At 43.2% G+C, this 24,607-nt stretch carries 23 protein-coding genes; 5 read left to right on the top strand and 18 right to left on the bottom strand.

Annotation, left to right across the window (positions count from 1 at the left end; genetic code table 11):
* Positions 1-501 precede the first annotated feature (501 nt).
* A complete protein-coding gene (locus L4C32_RS08745; RefSeq protein ID WP_428196491.1) occupies positions 502-1,791 on the top strand; it encodes an ammonium transporter in 1,290 nt (429 codons plus the stop codon).
* Between the two features lie 71 nt (positions 1,792-1,862).
* Here L4C32_RS08745 and holB read toward each other — a convergent pair whose 3' ends face one another.
* The 11 genes from holB to yceD form a co-directional block, all read right to left on the bottom strand.
* Positions 1,863-2,825 (bottom strand): DNA polymerase III subunit delta', encoded by a 963-nt coding sequence (gene holB / locus L4C32_RS08740; protein ID WP_428196490.1) that lies wholly within the window; start codon positions 2,823-2,825, stop codon positions 1,863-1,865.
* Between the two features lie 17 nt (positions 2,826-2,842).
* A complete protein-coding gene (tmk, locus tag L4C32_RS08735) occupies positions 2,843-3,475 on the bottom strand; it encodes a dTMP kinase (RefSeq protein ID WP_428196489.1) in 633 nt (210 codons plus the stop codon).
* Positions 3,475-4,488 (bottom strand): endolytic transglycosylase MltG, encoded by a 1,014-nt coding sequence (gene mltG / locus L4C32_RS08730; protein ID WP_428196488.1) that lies wholly within the window; start codon positions 4,486-4,488, stop codon positions 3,475-3,477. Before mltG ends, tmk begins: the two co-directional genes overlap by 1 nt.
* Entirely contained in the window at positions 4,482-5,288 is an 807-nt protein-coding gene (gene pabC, locus L4C32_RS08725; RefSeq protein ID WP_428196487.1) for an aminodeoxychorismate lyase, read from the bottom strand. The genes mltG and pabC overlap by 7 nt, the downstream gene beginning before the upstream one ends.
* Positions 5,289-5,365: 77 nt before the next feature.
* Positions 5,366-6,604 carry a beta-ketoacyl-ACP synthase II gene (gene fabF, locus L4C32_RS08720; protein ID WP_428196486.1) on the bottom strand — a complete coding sequence of 413 codons (1,239 nt, stop codon included), beginning with the start codon at positions 6,602-6,604 and terminating at the stop codon, positions 5,366-5,368.
* Positions 6,605-6,694: 90 nt separating this feature from the next.
* A complete protein-coding gene (acpP, locus tag L4C32_RS08715; protein ID WP_428196485.1) occupies positions 6,695-6,928 on the bottom strand; it encodes an acyl carrier protein in 234 nt (77 codons plus the stop codon).
* A 168-nt stretch (positions 6,929-7,096) separates the two neighbouring features.
* A complete protein-coding gene (gene fabG / locus L4C32_RS08710) occupies positions 7,097-7,831 on the bottom strand; it encodes a 3-oxoacyl-ACP reductase FabG (RefSeq protein WP_428196484.1) in 735 nt (244 codons plus the stop codon).
* Between the two features lie 20 nt (positions 7,832-7,851).
* Positions 7,852-8,775, bottom strand: a complete 924-nt coding sequence (fabD, locus tag L4C32_RS08705) for an ACP S-malonyltransferase (RefSeq protein WP_428196483.1) — start codon at positions 8,773-8,775, stop codon at positions 7,852-7,854.
* 53 nt (positions 8,776-8,828) lie between these two features.
* Positions 8,829-9,854: a phosphate acyltransferase PlsX gene (gene plsX, locus L4C32_RS08700; protein WP_428196482.1), complete on the bottom strand. Its 1,026-nt coding sequence runs from the start codon at positions 9,852-9,854 to the stop codon at positions 8,829-8,831.
* Positions 9,855-9,863: 9 nt separating this feature from the next.
* On the bottom strand, positions 9,864-10,034 hold the full coding sequence (gene rpmF, locus L4C32_RS08695) for a 50S ribosomal protein L32 (RefSeq protein WP_428196481.1): 171 nt from the start codon (positions 10,032-10,034) through the stop codon (positions 9,864-9,866).
* 11 nt (positions 10,035-10,045) lie between these two features.
* The gene (gene yceD / locus L4C32_RS08690) at positions 10,046-10,570 is read right to left on the bottom strand and encodes a 23S rRNA accumulation protein YceD (protein ID WP_428196480.1); all 525 of its coding nucleotides are present in this window, start codon (positions 10,568-10,570) and stop codon (positions 10,046-10,048) included.
* 124 nt (positions 10,571-10,694) lie between these two features.
* On the opposite strand from yceD, the gene L4C32_RS08685 reads away from it, so the two are divergent.
* Entirely contained in the window at positions 10,695-11,279 is a 585-nt protein-coding gene (locus tag L4C32_RS08685) for a Maf family protein (RefSeq protein ID WP_428196479.1), read from the top strand.
* Between the two features lie 7 nt (positions 11,280-11,286).
* Here the strand turns inward: L4C32_RS08685 and L4C32_RS08680 are convergent, their stop codons facing one another.
* Together L4C32_RS08680 and rluC are read right to left on the bottom strand one after the other, a co-directional pair.
* Positions 11,287-11,937: an HAD family hydrolase gene (locus L4C32_RS08680; protein WP_428196478.1), complete on the bottom strand. Its 651-nt coding sequence runs from the start codon at positions 11,935-11,937 to the stop codon at positions 11,287-11,289.
* 13 nt (positions 11,938-11,950) lie between these two features.
* Entirely contained in the window at positions 11,951-12,901 is a 951-nt protein-coding gene (rluC, locus tag L4C32_RS08675) for a 23S rRNA pseudouridine(955/2504/2580) synthase RluC (RefSeq protein WP_428196477.1), read from the bottom strand.
* Between the two features lie 468 nt (positions 12,902-13,369).
* On the opposite strand from rluC, the gene rne reads away from it, so the two are divergent.
* Positions 13,370-16,288, top strand: a complete 2,919-nt coding sequence (gene rne, locus L4C32_RS08670; protein ID WP_428196476.1) for a ribonuclease E — start codon at positions 13,370-13,372, stop codon at positions 16,286-16,288.
* 204 nt (positions 16,289-16,492) lie between these two features.
* On the top strand, positions 16,493-18,049 hold the full coding sequence (locus tag L4C32_RS08665) for a SulP family inorganic anion transporter (protein ID WP_428196475.1): 1,557 nt from the start codon (positions 16,493-16,495) through the stop codon (positions 18,047-18,049).
* 59 nt (positions 18,050-18,108) lie between these two features.
* On the opposite strand, the gene L4C32_RS08660 is transcribed toward L4C32_RS08665, so the two are convergent.
* On the bottom strand, positions 18,109-18,561 hold the full coding sequence (locus tag L4C32_RS08660) for a low molecular weight protein-tyrosine-phosphatase (protein WP_428196474.1): 453 nt from the start codon (positions 18,559-18,561) through the stop codon (positions 18,109-18,111).
* A gap of 204 nt (positions 18,562-18,765) precedes the next feature.
* On the opposite strand from L4C32_RS08660, the gene cobO reads away from it, so the two are divergent.
* Positions 18,766-19,362, top strand: a complete 597-nt coding sequence (gene cobO, locus L4C32_RS08655) for a cob(I)yrinic acid a,c-diamide adenosyltransferase (RefSeq protein ID WP_428196473.1) — start codon at positions 18,766-18,768, stop codon at positions 19,360-19,362.
* Positions 19,363-19,429: 67 nt separating this feature from the next.
* Here the strand turns inward: cobO and L4C32_RS08650 are convergent, their stop codons facing one another.
* From L4C32_RS08650 to apbC, 4 genes are all read right to left on the bottom strand, one after another.
* Positions 19,430-20,449 (bottom strand): metal-dependent hydrolase, encoded by a 1,020-nt coding sequence (locus tag L4C32_RS08650; RefSeq protein ID WP_428196472.1) that lies wholly within the window; start codon positions 20,447-20,449, stop codon positions 19,430-19,432.
* Positions 20,450-20,512: 63 nt separating this feature from the next.
* Positions 20,513-22,690 (bottom strand): AsmA family protein, encoded by a 2,178-nt coding sequence (locus tag L4C32_RS08645; protein WP_428196471.1) that lies wholly within the window; start codon positions 22,688-22,690, stop codon positions 20,513-20,515.
* 80 nt (positions 22,691-22,770) lie between these two features.
* Positions 22,771-23,415 carry a uridine kinase gene (gene udk, locus L4C32_RS08640; protein ID WP_428196470.1) on the bottom strand — a complete coding sequence of 215 codons (645 nt, stop codon included), beginning with the start codon at positions 23,413-23,415 and terminating at the stop codon, positions 22,771-22,773.
* A gap of 113 nt (positions 23,416-23,528) precedes the next feature.
* Entirely contained in the window at positions 23,529-24,599 is a 1,071-nt protein-coding gene (gene apbC / locus L4C32_RS08635) for an iron-sulfur cluster carrier protein ApbC (protein WP_428196469.1), read from the bottom strand.
* Between the last annotated feature and the right edge of the window lie 8 nt (positions 24,600-24,607).

Here is a 24,607-nt window from a genome sequence, read left to right as displayed (position 1 = left end):
ATTATTTACAGCCTAAAATTTAAAATTGTGTGTTTTTGTAATGTTATTTTTCTTAACAAAATCAAATCCACTGATTTCATCAACAGAAATAGGAATAACTAACGAGATACCTTATAAAAATAGCTGACTTTCAGTAAAACACCGTTTTTATTCGATTTTTTGCACAATTGTAATTTTTCTTCTAAAAATAAGGGTGGGTCGCTTGTTCCTATAAATCGGTCTTTACACAAGAAAATCCTCTCTCTAGGTAAGGGTAAACGATATCGTTTACCCTCCCGCTATTTGTGGCCATATGAACTAACTGGCGTAAAACCTGCATAATAATGAATAACAATGGTTCAACCCCAGATGCACGCTCTCGGTAACTTATTAATTAGCAAAAAGAATACAGTTACTTCACTACGTATAATGCGCAGTATTAGTGCACCAGAACACCAAAATAGTGCGACATGCTGGGCAGTCGCACCATTTAAGTGCAACATGATTTACAAGGATGTAATAATGATAAAAAAGAGTTTCACTTTCTTCGTTGCAATGCTGCCTAGTATTGCATTAGCTGAACAAACGACCCTAGATGGTGCGAATACCGCCTGGATACTCACCTCGACAGCGTTGGTGTTGTTTATGACGCTTCCCGGTCTTGCTCTATTTTATGGCGGTTTGGTTCGCTCAAAAAACGTGCTCTCGATATTAATGCAATGTTTTGCAATTGCTGGGGTTTCGTCTCTATTGTGGCTCTTAATGGGATACAGTTTAGCTTTTTCAGACGGCAACGCATTCATTGGCGACCTGTCAAAAGTCATGCTGATGGAGATCGGGCGAGATACGTTATCAGGAGATATCCCTGAATCGTTATTCATGTTGTTCCAGATGACATTCGCTGTGATTACTCCCGCTTTGATCATAGGTGGCTTTGCAGAACGAATGAAATTTTCCGCTGTATTGTTATTCAGTGCCATATGGTTAATTGCGGTGTATGTTCCTGTTACCCACTGGGTCTGGGGCGGTGGTTGGTTAGCCAAAATGGGCGTTTATGATTTTGCTGGCGGTATTGTTGTTCATATTACGGCTGGAGTCGCAGCATTAGTTGCAGCAATCGTCATTGGTCCAAGAAAGGGCTTTCCCAAAGTGGCCATGCCTCCTCATAATATGACCATGACCATTACTGGTGCAGGCATGCTTTGGGTGGGATGGTTTGGCTTCAATGGTGGCAGTGCTTTAGGTGCAAATGGCGATGCTGCTATGGCGATGCTTGTTACCCATATATCCTCTGCCACGGGCGCACTGGTTTGGATGACGATTGAGTGGAAGCGTTTTGGTAAACCAAGCGCACTTGGTGCCGTTACGGGTATGGTCGCAGGGCTAGGTACTATTACACCAGCATCCGGTTTTGTTGGCCCCGGTGGCGCACTTATCATTGGTTTATCTGCAGGTATCGTCTGCTTTATAGCGACACATTACATTAAACGCGTGTTAAAAATCGATGATAGCCTAGATGTTTTTCCTGTCCATGGCGTGGGTGGTATTTTAGGGTCGATTTTGGTCGGGGTCTTCGCCTCTACCGAATTGGGTGTGTTCAGCGGCTTTGGATTTGCTGAAGGGATTAGCTCAATAGGAGGACAGTTACAGGTTCAATTGATCGGTGTAGTGGCAACCATTGTTTATACTGCCGTTGTGACTTTCCTTATCCTGAAACTGGTTGGCTTATTTACCCCACTTCGTGTCACTGAAGAGGAAGAGATTGAAGGCCTAGATATCAGCTCTCATGAAGAGAAAGGCTACAATTTATAATAAAAAAAGCGGACACGCTCGTGTCCGCCTCTCTCGACTCAAATACCATTCACAATAACACCGCGACAGAATTAGAACTCAAACAGCCATTGACTGATCAATAGGTCACTGTTCAAGCCGTTATTGGATTGAAGTTGATCACGCAGAATATTCAATGCTTGATATTGTGAGTAGACTTGGTTCACTGTTAACTTGGCTGCCAATACCTCTATAATCGCCTCACACTCATCATGAACCAGATGACTTTTAATACCCTGCTGCACTTTTTGCACATCAAGCAGTAAGTAACTCAACCAGAGTAAAGAACGATTTGGCTCTTTAACCATACACGCCATTAATTCACTAAATCTCTGTTGTTCTGAGTCGATATACTCAGAGAATTTAGCAATCAACGTTTCATGTAATGCTTTATGTTTATTTTGATAGTAATCAACAACGGTTAGCGGAAATCCGCCACAAATTCGCACTGCTTGTTTGCTCGCTTGCAGATTGTGGTCTTGCTGAATCCATTGAATGGTTGTCGCTTCATCAACAATGGGCAAGCTCCAACTGCTACAGCGACTCACAATGGTGGGTAATAGTGAATGCTGACTGGATGCCAATAAAATAAATTGGCAACTTTGCGGTGGCTCCTCTAAGGTTTTTAAAATAGCATTGGCTGCTGCTTCATTCATACAATCAGCAGGATCAATGACTATTACTCGCTTACCATTAAACTGTGAAGACTCCCATGCCCAGTGGTTACACTGTCGGATCTGTTCAACCGTGATATTCTTCCCCTCTTTTTCAGGGATTAACCAATGCAGATCAGGATGGTTTCCTGATTGAGACAGTTCACAACTGTGACACATTCCACAAGGCTCAAGGCCGGGTGTTTGGCAAAGCAAAGTGCGAGCTAAACGTGTAACAACCCTCTCTCGCCCAGTCCCTTCAGGCATCGCGCAAAGCAGAGCATGAGGCAGTCTATCTTGTATAATTAACTGCTGCCACTGTTGCCATATCAGTTGCTGCCAAGGAAATAGTTTAGTGTCCATCATATAACCAATTGTCGTTAAGCGTTATGTGTTAAAAGCCACTGTGTTAGCGCTTGTTGAATATCATGCCCAACCTGTTCTATGCCTTGACTCGCATCAATCGTAATGATCGAATCGTCTTGCTCAGCAAATTCCAAATATCGTTCACGAGTACGGTCAAAAAAATCGACCTGCATCTGTTCAATACGATCTAATGCGCCACGTAACCTTGCTCTTTCAAGCCCAATTCTAGGGTCTAAATCCATGTAAATGGTTAAATCCGGTTTAAAGTCGCCTAATACGGTATCACGTAAGTTAAGCATCACGGCTTTATCAAAACCACGCCCCCCACCTTGGTAGGCTTGTGATGACAAATCGTGACGATCTCCAACGACCCAGCACCCCTTGGCTAATGCTGGTTTAATGACATTATCTACCAGTTGAATTCGAGCAGCATAAAGCAGTAACAATTCGGCCATATCAGTAAGTGGCTCGTCTGGGTGCCCCTCTTTGACCAGTGCTCTCATCTGCTCAGCCAGTGGCGTTCCGCCAGGCTCACGAGTGGTCACTAAATCGGATATACCTTGTGCTTTTAATGTAGAGAGCACGAGATTAATTGCCGTGCTCTTACCCGCGCCTTCAAGGCCTTCGATTACTATAAACTTTGCCATTATTGGTTTCTCAATTTATTTAAATAGACTCTGACGGCTCGGTTGTGTTCAACCAGTGACTTACTGAACGTATGCCCTCCATCACCACTTGCCACAAAGTACAGGTACTTACTGGTTTCTGGGTTAACCGCTGCGCGGATAGAGGCTTCACCAGCCATTGCAATCGGTGTGGGCGGAAGGCCAAAGATAGTATAGGTATTATAAGGGGTAGGCCTGCGTAAATCGCTTTTTCGGATATTGCCAGTATACGCTTCGCCCATGCCATATATCACAGTAGGATCCGTTTGTAATCGCATTCGTCTATTTAAACGATTCACAAACACAGAGGATATTCGACGTCGCTCACCATGTATTGCCGTCTCTTTTTCAATGATCGATGCTAACGTTAATGCTTCATACTGGTTTGCTAACGGCAGTGATTCCATTTTTTCAGACCAGGCACTCTCTAAAACGTCATTTAGGGCTTTGTGCGCTCGTTTCAATATGGCTAAATCTGTAGTGCCAGCCGTATACGCATAGGTCTCAGGGAGAAAAAGCCCTTCCAGTTTCTCTCTTTCAATACCTAGCTCTGTGGCTATTTCAGCTTCAGATTGGTCACCAATGGTATGCTCTAAGCCCTCTTTGGTTTTTAAAAGCGTTAACCATTCTGAGAAGCGACTCCCTTCGACAAAAGTGATTGAAAACTGATGCTCCTGCCCCGCCCCCACTAATTCGAGAAGCTCTCTGACCGTTACCTCTTTTTCAACCCAGTACGTACCTGTTTTAATATCCATCAGATCCGGAGCAACTCGGTTCACAAAACGTGCCCACTTAATATTTGAAATCAATTCTTGCTCTGAGAGTTGATTAAGAAGGCGACGAGCCGTCGTCCCTGACTTCACTTCAAGCAGTTGTGATTGTTCTAAACGTACTGGCTGTTCAATAAAAGCTAATACTTGTTGATAGCTCCAAAAAAGAGTAGCAAAAAGGATGGATAATAGAACAACAAGTAAAATAGTGACTTTCTTTAACACTGAGATAATTTCTCCTGAAATAGAGCGGTAATGCTAGAAGATTGATAGCTGTGGTTGGCAATTTTCACTACCGGGACAACCCCCATTAATGCATTCGTCATAAACACTTCATCTGCGTGATAGAGTTCATCAATCGCGGCTTCTACTCTCTTCATTTTAATATCGAGCTCGGAAGCAAAGTGGGTGATTTTGGCTCGTAGTATACCTGCTACGCCCGCTTGATTTAACAAAGGGGTGTAAAGAATTTGGTCTTTTACCCAGAATATATTGGAAGCGGATGTTTCGATGACGTTGTTTGCGATGTCTAACACAACACAATCGACGACACCTAATGATGAAACCTCTTGTTTAATCAGAACCTGTTCCAATCGATTATTGTGTTTTAGGCCAGCTAAAAGCGGATTAAGCCCAAGCAGAGTTTTACAGACACCGAGCTCAACGCCTTCACTTTGCCATCGTAGATAGTGTTCAGGATAGTCAAACGCCGATATCACAACTTGAGTATCATGACACCCTTCGCTGGAATACCCTCTTCCCCCAGTCCCTCTACTAATGAGTATCTTGATCCCCATTAATGGCTTATCACTTATTAACTGCTTAACCCAACCCTCAACTTGATGCCAATCAGGCTGCTCAATTGATAGCCTTTCGGTCGTGCTCTGTAATCTGTTGAGATGCAGTGGCCAAAACTGTACCTGGCCCTCTTTCACCAACATCGTAGTGAAACAGCCATCACCATATTGAAAGGAACGATCGGATAGTTGAGTCGATTGCTGCTTAACACCATTAATGAGATACATTCGTCTCCCCTAAATAAAAAAGCGGTTTGATGTAATACACCAAACCGCTGATTATAATTTATTTTGCTGCTATTTAATTACATCTTTTTAAAGATAAGTGCGCCGTTAGTACCACCAAAACCAAATGAGTTACATACTGCATACTCAAGAGCAACTTGACGAGCTTCACCAGGCACATAATCCAAATCACAACCTTCATCAGGGTTATCAAGATTAATTGTCGGTGGAACCGCTTGGTCAACCAGACTCATTGCCGTAATAATCGCTTCTACAGAACCGGCAGCACCCAAAAGGTGTCCTGTCATCGATTTTGTTGAAGAGACCATAACACTATTCGCTGATTCACCTAAAGCACGTTTAATACCAAGGGTTTCAGCAACATCACCCGCAGGAGTTGATGTACCGTGTGCATTAACATAACCAATTTTATCAGTATTGATGCCAGCATCACGAATCGCGGCTTCCATGGCTAACGCACCACCAGAACCATCGGCACTAGGTGATGTCATGTGATAAGCGTCGCCACTCATGCCAAAACCAACTAATTCACAATAAATTTTGGCGCCACGAGCTTTAGCGTGTTCATACTCTTCCACAACCATCATGCCCGCACCGTCACCCAGTACAAAACCGTCACGATCTTTGTCCCATGGGCGAGAAGCGGCCTGTGGGTCATCGTTACGTGAAGAGAGCGCTTTCGCTGCTGCAAATCCGCCCATCCCTAGAGGAGTCGATGCTTTTTCAGCACCACCCGCTAACATTGCATCTGCGTCACCATAGGCGATCATACGTGCCGCGTGACCAATGTTATGAAGGCCTGTTGTACACGCTGTGGAGATAGCGATATTTGGACCACGTAAACCATGCATAATAGACATGTGACCTGCGATCATATTCACTATGGTCGAAGGGACGAAAAAGGGGCTAATTTTACGAGGGCCTTTATCTATCATTGCTTGGTGAGCAGTTTCAATTAAGCCAATACCACCAATACCCGATCCGATAGCCACACCGATACGGTGAGCATTCTCTTCATTAACTTCAATACCAGAATCTTTAAATGCTTGCGTTCCCGCAGCGACACCGTACTGGATGAAAAGATCCATCTTACGAGCATCTTTTTTAGTCATGTACTCTTCGCAGTTAAAATCTTTTACTAGACCTGCAAATTTAGTACTGAAGTTGGTGGTATCAAAATGTTCAATGGTGCTGATACCGCTTTGACCGGCTAGGAGTGCTTTCCACGATGCTTCAACGGTATTTCCTACCGGTGAGAGCATACCCATGCCTGTGATTACTACACGACGCTTGGACACGATAAATTCTCCGGAAATTGTTTTAATAGAAAGGGGTTTGTTACGATATAAAAAACTCAGGCGGTCAAGGAGACCGCCTGGGATTGTTTCTTACTGTGCGCTAGTAACGTAGTCAATAGCAGCTTGAACAGTTGTGATTTTCTCAGCTTCTTCGTCTGGAATCTCAGTGTCGAACTCTTCTTCAAGAGCCATTACTAGCTCAACTGTGTCTAGAGAATCAGCACCTAGGTCGTCAACAAATGAAGCTTCGTTTTTAACTTCAGCTTCGTCTACGCCAAGTTGCTCAACAATGATTTTTTTTACGCGTTCGATGATGTCGCTCATTTTTTCTTTTCCTTTACAGAGTCGCTGAATATGCGATATTTGCTGTATTTTATTCAAAAATTAGAAAGTTGCAAGTGCCTGTGAGCTGGTCGAACCACGAAATTGAATGTAATCCGCCAACAAATAGCCCTAACTTGACCTAAATCACAGGTCAATTAACTTTCCAGCTTAAACCATGTACATTCCACCGTTTACATGCAGGGTTTCACCTGTAATGTATGCGGCTTCTGGTGACGCTAAAAATGCAACGGCTGCTGCAATTTCTTTTGGATCGCCAAGACGACCAGCTGGTACTGATGATAGTGTCGCAGCTCGTTGCTCATCATTCAAGGCTTTCGTCATATCTGTTTCAATAAATCCAGGAGAAACAGTATTGACCGTCACACCACGAGAAGCAACTTCACGGGCTAAAGATTTAGTAAAACCGATAACACCGGCCTTTGCTGCAGCGTAGTTTGCTTGACCTGCATTCCCCATCGTACCGACGACAGAGCCAACATTAACAATACGTCCACAGCGCTTTTTCATCATGCCACGCATGACCGCTTTAGATAGGCGAAAGATAGACGTTAGGTTGGTATCCATAATGTCTTGCCATTCATCATCTTTCATACGCATCAGCAAGTTGTCACGAGTAATACCCGCATTATTAATTAAAATATCTAACTCACCAAACTCTGCTTTGATGTTTTTAAGCACCTCTGCAACAGAATCTGCTGATGTGACATTTAATGCCAACCCTTTACCATTGTCACCAAGGTAAGTGCTGATCGCTTGTGCGCCACTTTCAGATGTTGCGGTACCGATAACAGTAGCACCACGTTCAACGAGTAGCTCAGCAATCGCACGGCCGATACCACGGCTCGCACCTGTTACGAGTGCAACTTGACCTTCAAGGCTCATTACATTTCCCCTTTTAAAAATTACTTCGCCGCTGCTAAACCAGCAGGGTCATTGACCGCTGCTGCACTTAGAGAGCGTTCGATACGTTTTGTAAGACCCGTTAATACTTTACCTGGTCCCATTTCAAATAGTTGCTCAACGCCATCCGCTGCCATTTTTTCGACGATTTCAGTCCAGCGTACTGGGCTATACAGTTGACGAACTAATGCTTGTTTAATTAACTCTGGATCCGTTTCCGCAATCACATCAACATTGTTAATCACTGCAATGTTAGGCGTATTGAACGTTAACTCAGTTAATTTTTCCGCTAACATATCTGCCGCAGGTTGCATTAATGCACAATGAGAAGGGACAGAGACTGGTAATGGAAGTGCTCGTTTAGCCCCTGCTTCTTTACATAGAATGCCGGCACGCTCTACAGCGTCTTTATTCCCAGCGATAACAACCTGTCCTGGTGAATTAAAATTCACAGGAGAAACGACTTCCCCTTGAGCAGCCTGTTCACACGCTTTGGTAATTGCCTCATTGTCGAGACCAATAATGGCATACATAGCACCAACACCAGCTGGTACCGCTTGCTGCATTAATTGTCCACGTAACTCAACCAACTTTAGCGCCTCTTTAAAATCGATAACACCTGCACATACTAAGGCTGAGTACTCGCCCAAGCTATGTCCTGCAATCATAGTAGGCTGTGCTAAACCTTGCTCATTCCAGACACGCCAGATAGCAACCGATGCGGCTAAAAGGGCTGGTTGAGTACGAAAGGTTTGATTTAAATCTTCTACTGGGCCATCTTGAATCAGTGACCATAGATCATAACCCAACGCATCAGAAGCTTCGGAAAAAGTGTGATTTACACTTTCAAACTGCTGTGCTAATTCTGCAAGCATACCAATGGCTTGAGAGCCTTGGCCTGGAAATACAATTGCAAACTTACTCATTATTTTTTCCTATTTAAACGTCACCAAAAGCATTTGGTCTGCATTTAGCAAGACTATTCGAGTCTCTCGAGTAGTATTTTTTCTAAACGATCACTGATTCGAGTTGGAATCTGTCGCTTAACTTCATGAACTGCCTCTCCAATTGCATTAACATATGCAGTTACATCAGCACTTCCGTGACTCTTTATTACAATGCCACGCAATCCTATCAGACTTGCACCATTGTACTGGTCGGGGTTCAGCTTTTTGAAATTATTAATTAAATCTTTAAACAGCCATTTAGCAACCAGCTGTTTAAATGGGGAATTTGATAGTTGTTTTTTAAGCTGCTCTTGAAAAAGGTGAGCAACCCCTTCACTACTTTTCAAACTGACGTTACCGACAAAACCTTCACAGACAATCACATCTGCTCGATCTTTATAGAGTTGATCGCCTTCGACATAACCGATGTAATGAATTTCAGAGCAGGTAGACAACATTTCAGAACAGCGCTTTACGAGGTCGTTGCCTTTGATCTCCTCTTCTCCAATATTGAGAAGAGCGACTTTCGCTTTACGTCCTAGCTCTTGTTCTGCAAGTTCTGCCCCCATCACTGCAAATTGAAATAGGGAGTCGGCGTCACACGATGCATTTGCCCCTAGGTCCAATAACCAAGTCTTCTTGCCTGATTTAGTTGGCAGCGCAGAGACCAATGCCGGTCTTTCAACACCCGGTAACTGCTTTAACGTTAACCGAGAGAGCGCCATTAAAGCACCCGTATTACCACCACTTACGCATGCGTCAGCATCCCCTTGGGCAACTAAATCTAAAGCGAGCCTCATCGAGGTACCTTTACTGTGCCTTAATGCTTGGGATGGACGTGTTGAGTTTTCAATGACACTGTCGCTATGTACAATGGTCAATCGGGAGGTATCAAGGTGGTTAACATGTGATAGCTGCTCAGTAATCTCAGTGTGATTACCGATGACGGTTATTTCTAGCTCTGGGAATAGTGACAATGCCTGCACGATGGCAGGCACTGTTACGCAAGGACCAAAGTCCCCACCCATCGCATCAACTGCAATGGAAGGAATCAACAAGGGCAAACCTTATTTGTTGATAACCTTGCGGCCACGGTAGAAACCGTCAGCTGTGATGTTGTGACGAAGGTGAGTTTCGCCACTTGTTGAATCTACAGAAAGCGCTTCAGTAGTCAACGCATCGTGTGAACGACGCATACCACGGTGTGAGCGTGATTTTTTGCTTTTTTGTACAGCCATGGATTTTACTCCTAATTATCTTGCTTTAAATTTTTTAAAACATCAAAGGGATTCGGTTTCTCTTCCTCTTCAGGAATTTCACCAAATACCAAATTGTTCGATTTAACCTGACAGTCTTTCATATCGTGCATCGGTATTTGAGGCAACGCCAGTAAGAATTCATCTTCGATAAGATCGATTAGATCCAACTCACCAAATTCATTTAACTCTACTAACTCATACTCTTCAGGTACAAGCTCTGCCTTTTCATCGCTATAGAAAGGCGTGCAGAGAAACGAAACATCACAGTGATGATCGAAGTTTTCATTACAGCGTTGACATTCCAACGATACCTGTACGTTAGCTTTACCAGAGATAACGTTAAGTCGTTGTTCATCAACCTTGAACGACATTGTGACATCAGAGTCACTTTTTACACCTTCGGTCGCATCGGCTAAACGCTTAAAAAGACTGGCTTGGATGTAACCATCTAGGTCAAGTCTTTTTTGAGCAGTACGAGCTGGATCGACCGTTCGTGGTAATTTTACCTTTTGCATAGGGCGCGCATATTATCTTTGTATGGAGTTTTAGTCAAAGAAAAAGGAACAAAATCTTGTGCTTTTTCATCTTATTTTCATGTTATAAATAAAAAATGATATTTACTCTATTTCTGGACCCCCTATGAAACCTAGGATCATTCTCGCTTCTACTTCAACGTTTAGGCAATCAATTTTTCAGAAGTTACATCTGCCATTTGAGTCTATTGCTCCAAATTGCGATGAAACCCCCTACCCTGAAGAGACTGCAGAGAATCTAGTGAAACGACTTTCTGAAACTAAAGCTCGTTCTTGTAAAATAAACCGTGAACATGCTCTGGTTATTGGTTCTGATCAAGTGTGTGTTGTGAATAATCAAATTATTGGCAAACCACACACTCGCGAAAATGCAATCAAACAGCTTACTGCCGCTAGTGGAAGAGCCGTCACCTTCTATACAGGACTCTCTTTATACAACACCCATACTGATCACTGCCAAACAGTTTGTGAACCCTTTATTGTCCACTTTAGAACCTTAACTGAACAACAGATCCGTTATTATGTCGATAAAGAGCAGCCATTCAACTGCGCTGGAAGCTTCATGTGTGAAGGACTCGGTATTGCGCTGTTTGAACGTTTAGAGGGTAAAGACCCTAACGCTTTGATTGGCCTTCCACTTATCTCTTTGATCGATCTTTTAGACACTGAGGGTATTACAACCCTCAGTTAATCTAGCGTTAGAGCGGTAAGTGTTGTAGCTCAACAATCGAATCAATAACTGCAACGGGCCGATACTGGCTTAGTATTTCAGCGCTGTGTACCCCCCAGGTGATACCGATAACGTCCACACCAGCATTATTGGCCAGTTTCATATCGTGACTGGTATCACCAACCATTACGGCTTCATGGGCCTCAATGTTAAGTTCGGATAAAATCTCATTCAACATTAAGGGATCCGGTTTAGATCGTGTTTCATCAGCACAACGGGTCGTAGTAAACCAGTGGCTCATTTCAGACTCTTGTAATACACGGTCTAGTCCATTACGACTCTTACCTGTCGCTACCGCTATCTGTTTATTTTGCTGCTGTAACCATGATAAAACTGGCATCACACCGTTATAGAGCGTGCTTGGGGTCATATCGTGGGTAATAAACTGTGCTTTGTAGTGCTCGGCCCACTGCTGAAAAAGATCGCTCGATTGTTCGCTATATAGGTGTTCAAAACATTTTTCTAAGCTCAAGCCTATCACCTGCTTAAGATCATCAAAGCCATGTTTTGGTAAACCGCATAAGTCTGCAGACGTTGATAAGCACGATACGATTCGATTTACCGAATCCATTAACGTGCCATCCCAATCAAAAATAACCAATTTATACTTACTCAGCATGACTACTTCACTCCTACTCAGACATCTGTCTCAATTTTTTCAAAGCCACTTCCAACTTATTTTCCATCGGTGCATCGATACTCATTAGCTGATCGGTGCCAGGATGAGTAAAGCGGATATTGGCTGCGTGCAAAAAGAGTCTATCTAGCCCTACTTTCGAGGTATAGGCATCAAAACGACGATCGCCATAACGATCATCCCAAGCAATTGGGTGTCCAGTATATTGCGCGTGCACTCGAATCTGATGGGTTCGGCCTGTAATTGGGCTCGCTTGAACTAACGTCGCCTGTTGAAAACGCTCGAGCACCTTAAAGCGAGTTTCAGACTCTTTACCATTCGGATTTACTCTTACAATACTGTTCACTTCATTTTTAAGAAGAGGTGCATCCACCTTTTTACAGGTTGACTTCCACTCACCCATCACTAAAGCAAGATAGTACTTTTGCACCGTTTTATTGCGAAACTGCTCTTGTAAACGTCTTAATGCAGACCGCTTTTTGGCAATCAGTAATATTCCTGAGGTATCCCTATCGATACGGTGTACTAACTCCAAAAATCGCGCGTCTGGACGTAAGGCTCTCAATGCTTCAATAGCACCAAATTTAAGTCCACTCCCGCCATGTACCGCCGTCCCGGAAGGCTTGTTGAGCACTAATATGAGGTCATCCTCATAAATAATGCACTGCTCAAGCTCAGCGACTCGATTCAGCTTGGTATTGGGCAAGACCTGTTCATTCGATTCAGGGATTTTTACTGGTGGAACTCGAACCGTATCCCCATCTTGTAATTTATACTCAGGCTTAATTCGCCCTTTGTTTACACGAACTTCACCTTTACGGATGATTCGATAAATCATACTTTTAGGTACGTTTTTTAATCTGGCAAGGAGAAAGTTATCAATCCGTTGCCCGGCAAAATCATCGTCAATGTCGACAAATTGCACTTTAGGCTTATCTTCATTCATGCGGCATATTCTACCATGACTTTCTCAGATCCGTCCTCAAATACTCATTATTGACATTTATTTCTAACTTTCGACTACAGCAGGATTGCTGCTGTATGGCCTCCCTGTTATAGTTGCTGCTGAAAATAGGCCAAGTGCTTATTTTTTGTGCAAGCTGAACAAGCAAACACCAAAAACAAACAATAAACACACAGCTCACAGACTTAGATGCCGCATTAGGCGTAAGACATCAAAGACAGTGAGCATTTTTTGCTTGTCAACCGCACACCTTTATTCGATGTATTTTAGACAACCGTAAAATGGCGGTTCTACTGTGTCAAAATGGACACTGTTTATCTGTATGCGTCCTCGAGCATCCCTGATTTCCAGCCGTGAGGCTGCACTAGTATCAGCCTTGGGATCTGACGCCGTTGATTGAAGTTATGTTGGTTAGGCAAGTAACAACACAATTGTAAATGAGATTGAAAAATGAAAAGAATGTTGATCAACGCAACTCAAAAAGAAGAGTTGCGCGTCGCATTAGTTGATGGCCAGCGCTTATTCGACCTAGATATCGAAAGCCCTGGACACGAATCTAAGAAAGCAAATATATATAAAGGCCGTATCACCCGTATCGAACCAAGCTTAGAAGCTGCGTTTGTCGATTATGGCGCTGAACGTCATGGTTTCCTTCCTTTAAAAGAGATTGCAAAAGAGTACTTTCCATCAGGATACACCTACCAAGGCCGACCTAATATACGTAACGTATTAAAAGAAGGTCAGGAAGTTATCATCCAAGTTGAAAAAGAGGAACGTGGTAACAAAGGTGCTGCGTTAACTACTTTTATTTCACTTGCAGGTAGCTACCTAGTTCTGATGCCAAACAACCCTCGTGCTGGTGGTATTTCACGTCGAATCGAAGGGGATGAAAGAACAGAATTAAAAGCAGCATTAAGCACTCTTGAGCTCCCTCAAGGTATGGGTTTAATTGTTCGTACTGCTGGTGTTGGTAAATCTGCTGAAGAGCTTGAGTGGGATCTAAACGTTCTACTTAATCATTGGAAAGCCGTTAAAACCGCTTCTGAATCTAATGTCGCTCCTTTCCTTATTCACCAAGAGAGCAATGTAATTGTTCGCGCAATTCGTGATTATCTACGTCGTGATATTGGTGAAATACTGATTGATAGCCCGACTATTTTCGAACGCGCTAAACAGCACATCCAGCTTATTCGTCCAGATTTTCTGTCACGTGTTAAGCAGTATGAAAGTGATATTCCACTATTCAGCCACTTCCAAATTGAGAGTCAAATTGAATCTGCATTTGAACGCGAAGTTCGTCTTCCGTCAGGTGGTTCGATTGTTATTGACCCAACAGAAGCACTAACGTCTATCGATATCAACTCTGCTCGTGCAACAAAAGGCAGTGATATTGAAGAGACCGCATTGAATACCAACCTAGAAGCTGCCGATGAAATTGCTCGTCAACTTCGACTGCGTGACCTAGGTGGATTGGTTGTTATCGATTTCATTGATATGACACCAATTCGCAACCAACGTGAAGTGGAGAACCGTCTGCGTGATGCAGTACGTGTTGACCGTGCACGTGTGCAAATTGGTCGTATCTCTCGCTTTGGTTTACTTGAGATGTCTCGTCAACGCTTGAGCCCTTCTCTGGCTGAAGCAAGCCATCACATTTGTCCTCGTTGTACGGGTACGGGCGTGGTTCGCGATAATGAATCACTGGCTCTATCTGTTCTACGTTTAATTGAAGAAGAGTCATTAAAAGACAACAGTTCACAAGTCCTTGCCGTTGTTCCTGTGCCTATTGCTTCATATCTGCTCAACGAAAAGCGTCGCTCTGTTCAGCATATTGAAAAATATCACAACGTACGCGTCATTATCGTTCCAAATTCTGAAATGGAAACGCCTCACTTTGAAGTGGTTCGTTTACGTGATGGTGAAGAGCACAACATTCTTTCGTACATGTTACCGAAACGAATTGATGCGATAAAAGAAGCAGAAGCTAAAGAACCAGCAGCAGTTGAAACCGTAGTGAGAAAACGTGAAGAGCCAGTTTTACAAGGCTTTACCGCTCCTATCGAATCAGCACCGGTTGTTACTCCGGACCCCGTTGCTAAGCCTGCTGCATCACAAACACCAGCTCAACCAGGACTGATTAGCCGCTTCTTTAAAGCTGTGACTAACTTCTTGGGTGATGACGCTCCTGAAAAAGAGATCGTTGAAGAGAAGAAAGAGGAAAAACCTCAGCAGACTCGTTCGCGCAACAATCGCAACAATCGTGATCGTAACAGCCGTAATGGCCGTGATCGTGATAACCGTAATAATCGCGATCGTAACAGCTCTCAACGTAAAAACAGTCAAGGCAACTCTGACGATAAAGATGGCAGAGCTGACAACAATACAGAGCAAACTGAAAAGCGTAACGACAAACGTCGCAATGAGCGAAACAATCGTAACGACAAAAACAGAACTCAGCCTAAAGCGAAACGTGAGTTAGCGGAACAAGGTCAGAAACTTGCAGCAGAAGCGCAAGAAAAAAGTGACTCTACCTCTGCTCAAAAAGAGAAGACCGTTCAACTAAAACAGCGTCGCCAACGTCGTAAACTGAATAAGAAAATCCGTACAGGTGAAGAGAGTTCAGTTGAAGAGGTGGTCGCGCCAGTCGCAGTAACCGAAACTCAAGAGCCTAAGAAAGAACGTAAAGAGGGTCGTCGAAATCGTCGTTCTCCGCGTCACTTGCGCTCTAGTGGTCAACGTCGTCGTCATGAAAAGCAGCCTGTGAACCCAGCTAAACTGAGTTCTGGTGTCGCGTCTCCTGAGATGGCAATGGGTAAAGTTTGGCCTAACTTTGTTCCCCCTAAAGTCATTCAAGCGGAAGCTCCAGAGCAAGATACAACAACGGTTGTAGAAGATGTTGCTCAGGTTGAAGTGCCAGCCCAACTTGGTGGTGTTACTTCTCCTGAAATGTCGATGGGTAAAATCATTATTGTACCTTCAGAGGCAATCACTGAAACTCCTGTTATCGCCGAAGTTGTAGTTGAAGTCCCTGTCGTTGAAGCTGTTGTAGAGCCTGTCGCCGAAACGATTGTTGAAGAGACAGTGCTACCAGAGGTTACTGTTGAATCAACGGAAGTGATCACTGACGCACCAGCCAAAACAGCTGAAACAGTTGACGTTGCCCCAGTTGCTGATGAGGTTAAGCCTGAACCAAGAGTTCAATCTCATGTCACATCACCAATGACTAAAGCGCCAGGGCCACAAGACACACTAGCAATTAATATTGTCGCTGCTGATTTCCGTGAAGAGCGTTTAGAAGCTCGTCAAGCAGGAAGCCAAACGGCAACGAATCAAGCAACAACTGGAATGGCTAAACCAAAAGCCTACTAGTTTGATTATGCTAACAGTATGAAAGTGAGTTAATAATCTAAAGCCATGCACACAGCATGGCTTTTTTATTAATCTTTAATCACCCTATAATCTCACTGAATATATGGTTGAAGTTATCAACAGTTTTCTGTAGGATTCGCCGCTTTATAGAGTCTATACTTTAACCATTCACCCGTTTGGGATCACTTAGAAGATAATTATTTAATGTTTGAATTTCCGCAATTTTCACATCACTCCGTTAAGAATGATGTCCTTTCCGGTTTAACCGTAGCACTTGCCCTGGTTCCTGAAGCCGTGGCTTTTGCTTTTGTGGCTGGTGTCGATCCAATGGTTGGCTTATACGCTGCTTTTATCGTAGGTTTAATCACCTCACTGTTTGGCGGTCGTCCGGGCATGATATCTGGTGCTACTGGTGCGATGGCAGTTGTAATGGTTAGCTTGGTCTCGGTTCACGGCGTACAGTATCTATTTGCGGCCATTCTACTCGCCGGTATTTTCCAAATCAGTGCTGGGCTATTTAAACTGGGTAAATTCATACGCATGGTACCTCATCCTGTGATGATTGGTTTTGTAAACGGCCTGGCTATTGTTATCTTCTTAGCCCAATTAGGCCAATTCAAAGCTCCGAATGCTGCCGGTGACATAACCTGGCTTAGCAGTCAGCCTATGATGATAATGTTAGGCTTAGTCGCTCTGACTATGTTCGTTATCCACTTTCTTCCAAAAGTGACCACAGCGGTACCCTCTTCATTGGTTGCGATTGTCGGTGTAACCCTGTTGGTTCAGTTACTCGGTTTAGATACGCGTACTGTTGTCGACTTTCTGAAAACAATGAGTGGCGATGAAGCTGCAACACTCGCAGGTAGCTTACCCACCTTTGCAATGCCAATTGTTCCATTTACCCTTGAAACATTACACATTATTTTGCCATACGCACTTATCCTTGCTGCCATTGGCTTAATTGAGTCTCTACTTACCTTAACTGTTATTGATGAAATGACAGGGACTCGCGGACAGAGTAACCGCGAGTGTATTGGTCAAGGTGCTGCCAACATTACGTGTTCTATGTTTGGTGCCATGGGTGGCTGTGCGATGATTGGTCAATCAATGATCAACGTAAACTCTGGTGGTCGTGGACGTCTCTCAGGTTTTACCGCAGCCATTGCTCTACTCTGCTTCATTCTTTTTGCTTCAAGCCTAATTGAAATGATTCCACTCGCCGCTTTAGTTGGTGTGATGTTTATGGTCGTTATTGGTACTTTTGAGTGGGCAACCTTTAAACTGGCACGCCGTGTACCTAAGCAGGATTTCTTTGTCATTGTTTTAGTTACCATCGTTACGGTATTAACTGACTTAGCCATCGCGGTTGGAGTTGGCGTTATTGTTTCTGCACTGATGTTTGCTTGGGAACATGCAAAACACATCTACGCAAGCAGCTCTATCAATGACGAAGGCTCAAAAGTGTATGAGATTAATGGACCTATCTTCTTCGGTTCAGCAGCTAACTTCTTAGAACTATTTGACAGCAAAAACGACCCGGATGATGTTATCGTGGATTTTGCAAAATCACGTGTCACTGATCACTCTGCGATAGAAGCAATAGAAACCATTGCTGAACGATACTCTAATGTAGGCAAAACACTGCACCTTCGTCACTTAAGCCAAGATTGTCGAGCGCTTTTACATAAGGCTGGCAGTTTAGTTGAGATCAATGTAAAAGAAGATCCAACCTACAAAGTGGTTACTGATACCTTAGCATAATACAAAAATGGCCAGTATTAACTGGCCATTTTTTTAACTCAACAGTGACAGATCTTCTGTTAGATAAACTGCTTCAATACTGCCTGACTGCCCTCTTCAATTAAATCGATAACCAACTCAAACCCTTTTGGACCACCATAATAGGGGTCAGGGATCTCTTGCCTGTCTGAATCTAAGAAGCTCAGAAACAATTTTAATTTATGTTGGTGTTCTAAGGGACAGACATCATAAAGATCCGCTAAATTTGCCTTGTCTGATGCCAAGATAAGATCATAATTATGGAAATCTTTTTGTGTAATCTTTCGAGATTTAATCCCTTTGAAACTGTAACCTCTCTTTTCACCTGCCGCGACCGACCTAGGATCAGGACGGTGACCTAGACGATGACCAACTGTTCCAGCAGAATCTACCTTTACTGATACATTATTCTCTTTCGCTTTTGCCCTTAAGACCGCTTCTCCTGTTGGTGAACGACAGATATTTGCCATACAAACCACTAAAATTTTATTCATTATTTCTTCTTTTCTTAACGGCGATCTTCATAGGATCTATTGTTTTAATTCACTATTCAATTATCAATCCTCAATTATGAGATCAGGATAAGCGAGCCAGGCGAAATAGTCTTATTTCCCCTCACTATTATCACTGTTTTACTTGCGAATCTGAAGCTTCTACACCACTATTGAGCCATCACTGTTATTCAAGGAAACACTCCCATGGAAGATAAAGAGAGCCGTCACGCAACACGACAACAAAAGGTCAAAGAGAAAGTTGACGAACGCATTGCTGCTGCTCAACATGAAAAAGGTCTGTTACTGATCATCACCGGGAATGGTAAAGGGAAGTCTACCGCTGGTTTTGGTGTGGTAGCTCGTGCAACAGGCCATGGGCAAACCTGCGCGGTTGCACAGTACATTAAAGGAACATGGGACTGCGGTGAAAGAAACCTATTAGAGCGTAATGGTGTGGTATTTCATGTAATGGAAACAGGATTTACTTGGGAAACACAAGATAAAAGTTCTGATACTCTTGCTGCTCAAAAGGTATGGCAAGAGTGCAAATCAATGTTAGCGGATGAAAGTATTGATGTAATATTACTTGATGAGCTGACCTATATGATCAGTTATGACTATATTTCACTTGATGAAGTGGTTGAAGCACTCAACAATCGACCAACACATCAATCCGTCATCATTACCGGGCGTGGCGCACATCGTGCACTTACCGACATGGCAGATACCGTCTCTGAGATAAGAAGCGTGAAGCACGCTTTTGATGCCGGTATTAAGGCTCGTAAAGGCGTTGACTGGTAAACGTCGACAATAGAGCGACTCAGCGTTGAGTCGCATCTCATGTTTAAAATCAACACCTCAACTGAAATCAACCACACTCACTTTTATGACATAAGTTAGCGTCGAACTCTTTATTACCCAAAAGCCTTAACCAAGCGGCAGGTACATCTTTGATTCTAATCGCAGCCGTATCAACTTTAATCGGTGTTATTGACTGCCATCGGCTTTCAACTTGTTGGGCTAAATAGAACGAAAAAGGGTGATAACCAGCCATACCCAATCGCAAATCAGTCACCTTTAATTGATCCTGCTGCCGAGAGATACTGACAAAACCACGAGTAAATGCTTCTAGCTGTTTATAGTCCGAATCATTGATCCCTTGGTCCCAACGCCCTTTAGGATGTTCAATCATCTCTATTTCACTACTGCTATCTAATAGAGAGGTTAACCCCTCCCAATAGCTACTCTCTGTAATAACGACCGTACGCCATAAAACAGAATTAAGCGGTGTGGGAGTAACCAAAATCGCGGCTCCCTCTCTTGAAGTTCCTTGAATTTCAGCCAACACTCGATCGGTTACAATCTGTTGTGCAGCCACCGTCCACATCAAATAAGCGGATGAAATGACGAGGCTTACTCGGCATAAGTAAGCCGCTTTATCTCTCCACATCAAGCTAGCAATTACCAGTATCAATAGCGGAAGGGTATAAAGAGGATCAATGATAAATATTGAACTGATAGCGACACTAGCAACATCAAGAGGCCAAAAGAGCTGAGTACCATAACTGGTAAATGAGTCGAGTAACGGATGAGTCATCAGCGCAGCAGCAATCACAGCCCATAACTGTAAAAATGACCAATCACTCTTTTTCCACTGTTGCCATGCAAACGCCAGCAGTAGTGAGAAAGGGAAGAGCACAAACAGTGAGTGACTAAAGCCACGATGCTGAATCATATCCTGTAGTGGGTCGCCATAACTGATAAAGACATCTAAATCAGGCACGGTGCCTAATATCGCTCCCGCTGCTAATACTTTAGGCGTTGTTCTTTTTCCTGCTACAGCGCCAGCAACAGCCGCGCCTAATAACAATTGTGTTACCGAATCCATAGTTTTCCTTTTACCATAAAAAAGCCTAGTACGGACTAGGCTCTACACTGATTAGTCGACGGTTTAATGAAAAAGTTTATTAAGTAACTTATTTGCCGCTTCATTCACTTTATCATCATCTGCTTTATCTCCTAGAATCTTATCTAGGCCGCGTTGAAGCTCTTTTTTGGTTTTCTCTTCCGCTATCTTCTTCGCCTTTTCAACTGACTGCTGTTCAAGAACATCAGATAGCTCAACTTTATATTCAGGGGAAGCCCATGGCCCAAAGACTCTGACAGGTATCGTTAAATCTTTCAGATCGTTAATATCTTTACCACCTTGGCCTTTCAAACTCCCGACGACAGAGGTCTGAATCAATACATTCGCGGTCTCTTCAATATAATTCGCATCGCCCGCTCCTTTAATTCTTAACATCGGAGATTGCATCGCTAGATTATTGGTAGAGGCAATACCGTTAGCCAATTTTATTGTGGCCGTTAACGAGCTGAAATCAGTCTGTTTAGGTTCGGTTTTTTCAGATGACCCTTTACCCGTTATTTTGGCGTAATTAACCCGTAATATTTGCGCGACATTTAGCCCTTTAACTGCACCATCAGCAAACACAATATCAACAGTACCTTTGATGTTTTTCTTCAATGTTGTTGGGGCTAAACCTTTACCTACTAGATAAGCAGTGGTGTTGGCTGTTCCTTCTACAACGCTGTCCCCCATTAAGTCATCGAGCAGAGGAGATATTTTCACCCCCTTAATTTTACTGTCGACGGTATAACTGGCCAGTTTGCCTTTAGCATTGAGTGTCGCTTTAGCATCAATGGAGCCATTGTAAAGATTCGAACGGAATCGTTTAAGCTCCGCCAGCCCTTTGATGACAGAAAAGTCAGTAAAGAGATCGCTCATTTTAAGGTTGTTGGCCTTAAATGTATCGATGCTGATTTTACCGGCGATATCCAACGTTTTTAAAACGGATAAATCGGGTTCTTGTTCCGCAATTGTCTCTTTAGCAGGCTCTTTTTTCGATGATGGCTCAGTAGACTCCGTTGACTTACCTGATTCCGGTGCTTGTTTTTTCGTGTCACCAAGCAGTTGGTCAAGATCAACATTAGGACTGTGTAACACGACGCGTACTTGAGGAATGTCAGAAAGTTTCGTCGTTAATGCCCCATCAAACACCAACTGATCAAATTTAAGCATTACGTTAGAGACATCAATAAACTGCTTATCTGCGGTAAACACAGTATCAGCATTCATTCCGATGGCCATCTTCCCTTTAGGCAGTGCTGCCCCAATTAAATTCGCTTTAATGTCCAGTGCCTTTGTTTTAATCACATTATAATCTGGTGACACATTTAAGGCAGTAGAACCATCAGCGGTAAAAGCCATGTCTGGAGCTTCACCTTTTACTGAAAAACCAATGTTTGACCACTCTCCAAGTGCAAAATGATCCAGTGTCAAATCAAACATCTTTATCTGATTTACTTGATCATTAAACGTTCCATTGAGCGATAGATCTTTCACTTTTCCACTGTCTAAAGTTGTTTCAAGAAAGAGTGAAGTATCCACAGAAGTAGTAAACTGTTGCTTATCCTTTTTACCTTTTACATCAAACTGTAACCGACTCCATTCTCCTGGTACAAAAGCATCTAGGTGGAGGTTTAGTTCTGACAATTGGGTAAATGAATCTAGTTGGCGATCATCAATCGTGGCACTGGCATTAATAATATCGATACCCGCAACGACTATCTTCCAGCTTTTTTTATCTGACTCTTGCTCTGTGGTAACGTTTGATTCAATTTCAGGTGCTGTCGGGGTTGGCTCAGCAGCCGTCTCCATCTGACTTTCTGACGCAGGATCTCCACTCAGCCCATCAAGATTTGAGCGTCCATCTTTTAAGGTTTCAATAAATAAACTTGCCCCATCCAACGTAATGTTACCAATCTCTAGGGTCTGACTAAATAGTGGCATTACACTGATATCAAGCTCTGCATTATCAAACTGCACTAAATTCTTATGAGTAAATCCGGTGGGGTTATTGAGCTCAATCTTACCAATCGTAAAACCTATACTTGGGAATAGTCGCCACTCTATGTCACCTTCAATGATTAAATCTCGAGAGCTACTCTTTTTCACTTGTTCGACAATCAAAGGCTTAAATTGATTCGGATTGACTAATGTCACAAGTGCAATTAATGCGACGGCGACAATAGTGATTATGGCGAATAGGATAACGGCAAGTTTCTTCATCAATGTTGGTCCTTAACTGACAAAATCTCAAAAAAGTCTGATATAAAAAAGGCTAGCATATTCGCTAGCCTTTGGAGAAATTACTGTTTTAACAGCCTAGCGATATGGGCCTTTAAAACATCAATAGCAATTCTATTTTTACCGCCTCGAGGGACGATAATATCTGCATGCTGTTTAGAGGGTTCAATAAACTGCATAAACATTGGACGAACCGTTGCCTGGTACTGTTTTAATACCGACTCCATAGAGCGACCGCGCTCTTGTACATCACGCTTAACTCGGCGTAGTAAACAGATATCTAAAGGAGTATCCATAAAGACACTCGCATGAATCAGCTTACGTAAACGAGGATCAGTCAGAAGCAAAATACCTTCTAGAATAATCACTTTTTTCGCAGTCATGACTTCAACATCAGCATTACGTGTATGTTCAGTGTAACTGTACGTAGGTACTTCGACAGCATTACCTGCTATTAGTTGCTCTAAATGTTGGCATAACAAATCATGGTCGAGTGCGCTCGGGTGATCGTAGTTAGTCTTTACTCTCTCTTCCATGGTGAGATGCGTTTGATCTTTATAGTAACAATCTTCAGTAATCACCCCGATTTGTTGATCGCCGACTTTTGCTTTTAATTCTTTATAAATAGTAGAAGCGATCAAACTTTTACCTGATGCCGAAGCACCAGCAATAGCAACAATAACGCATTTATGAGTATTTTCAGACATCTAGATTCCACCAAAGCTATAAAGAGAGTAAACCTGCTGATTATAGGGATTTCACCGGTTTGATTCCAGTAAATTCCCCTTCTAAGCCAGTAAAACTCTACAAAAATTATAATTTACAGCTGTTTGAACATTATTTGTTCGGCAACCACCTTACCTTGCCAAAACAGTCGACTTGATACCTGCGCGGCTAATGCTTGATAGCGCAAACTGATATCGCTTTTCGGGTCCTCTGCCACACTGGGTTTGCCTTTATCAATATCCTGTCGAATGGATACGTCTAATGGGAGCTGAGCAAGTAGCGGAATGGCAAACTCTTTGGCCATTTTCTCTGCACCGCCAGTACCAAATATGGCTTCTTCATGCTGGCAATTAGAGCAGATGTGATAACTCATATTTTCCACAATCCCCAACACAGGAACATCGACTTTCTGGAACATGTTCACCCCTTTAATCGCATCAGCTAATGCTAGGTCTTGCGGTGTGGTTACCACCACCACGCCCGTAACAGGGATCTGTTGAGCCAACGTCAATTGAATGTCACCGGTTCCAGGGGGCATATCAATAATAAGGTAGTCCAACTCAGGCCAACATGTCTCATTCATCACTTGAGCTAACGCTTTTGACGCCATAGGTCCGCGCCAAATAGTGGCATCATTTTTCCCAACCAAATAACCTATCGAGTTAGTATAGAGCCCATAAGCTTCAACTGGGTCCATTAACTTCCCATCTGAAGAGACAGGCTTTGCATCCACTTTCCCAAGCATCAGTGGAACAGAGGGTCCGTACACGTCGGCATCTAAAAGTCCTACCTTAGCGCCCTGCTCTTTTAAAGCGAGTGCTAAATTAACCGCTGTTGTTGATTTACCAACACCGCCTTTGGCAGAGCTTACCGCTACGATATTTTTAACCCCTTTTAACGCCGCTTTGTCAGCAATGTCTAAGGTAGCTACGTGAGAGCTGATAGTAAAAGTGGCTTGAGTCGCAACTCCCCCCTGCTGCTGTTCCGAGATCCATGCTTCTAATTCACTGATCATTGAAGCGGCCGAAAAGGGAATTTTAATCTCAATTTGTGCATTGGCTTTCACCGATACTATCCCTTTGGTTTCCGCCCAGTTGTCACATAAGCACGGGTGCTCAAAGTGATTTAACCACGATGAAATATCACTGACAGATTGAAATTGCATGAATTAAC

It is taken from the genome of Aliivibrio kagoshimensis (assembly GCF_050337105.1).
In the GTDB taxonomy this organism is placed as follows: Bacteria; Pseudomonadota; Gammaproteobacteria; order Enterobacterales; family Vibrionaceae; genus Aliivibrio_A; species Aliivibrio_A kagoshimensis.
This window is presented reverse-complemented; position numbering and strand designations above follow the sequence as displayed.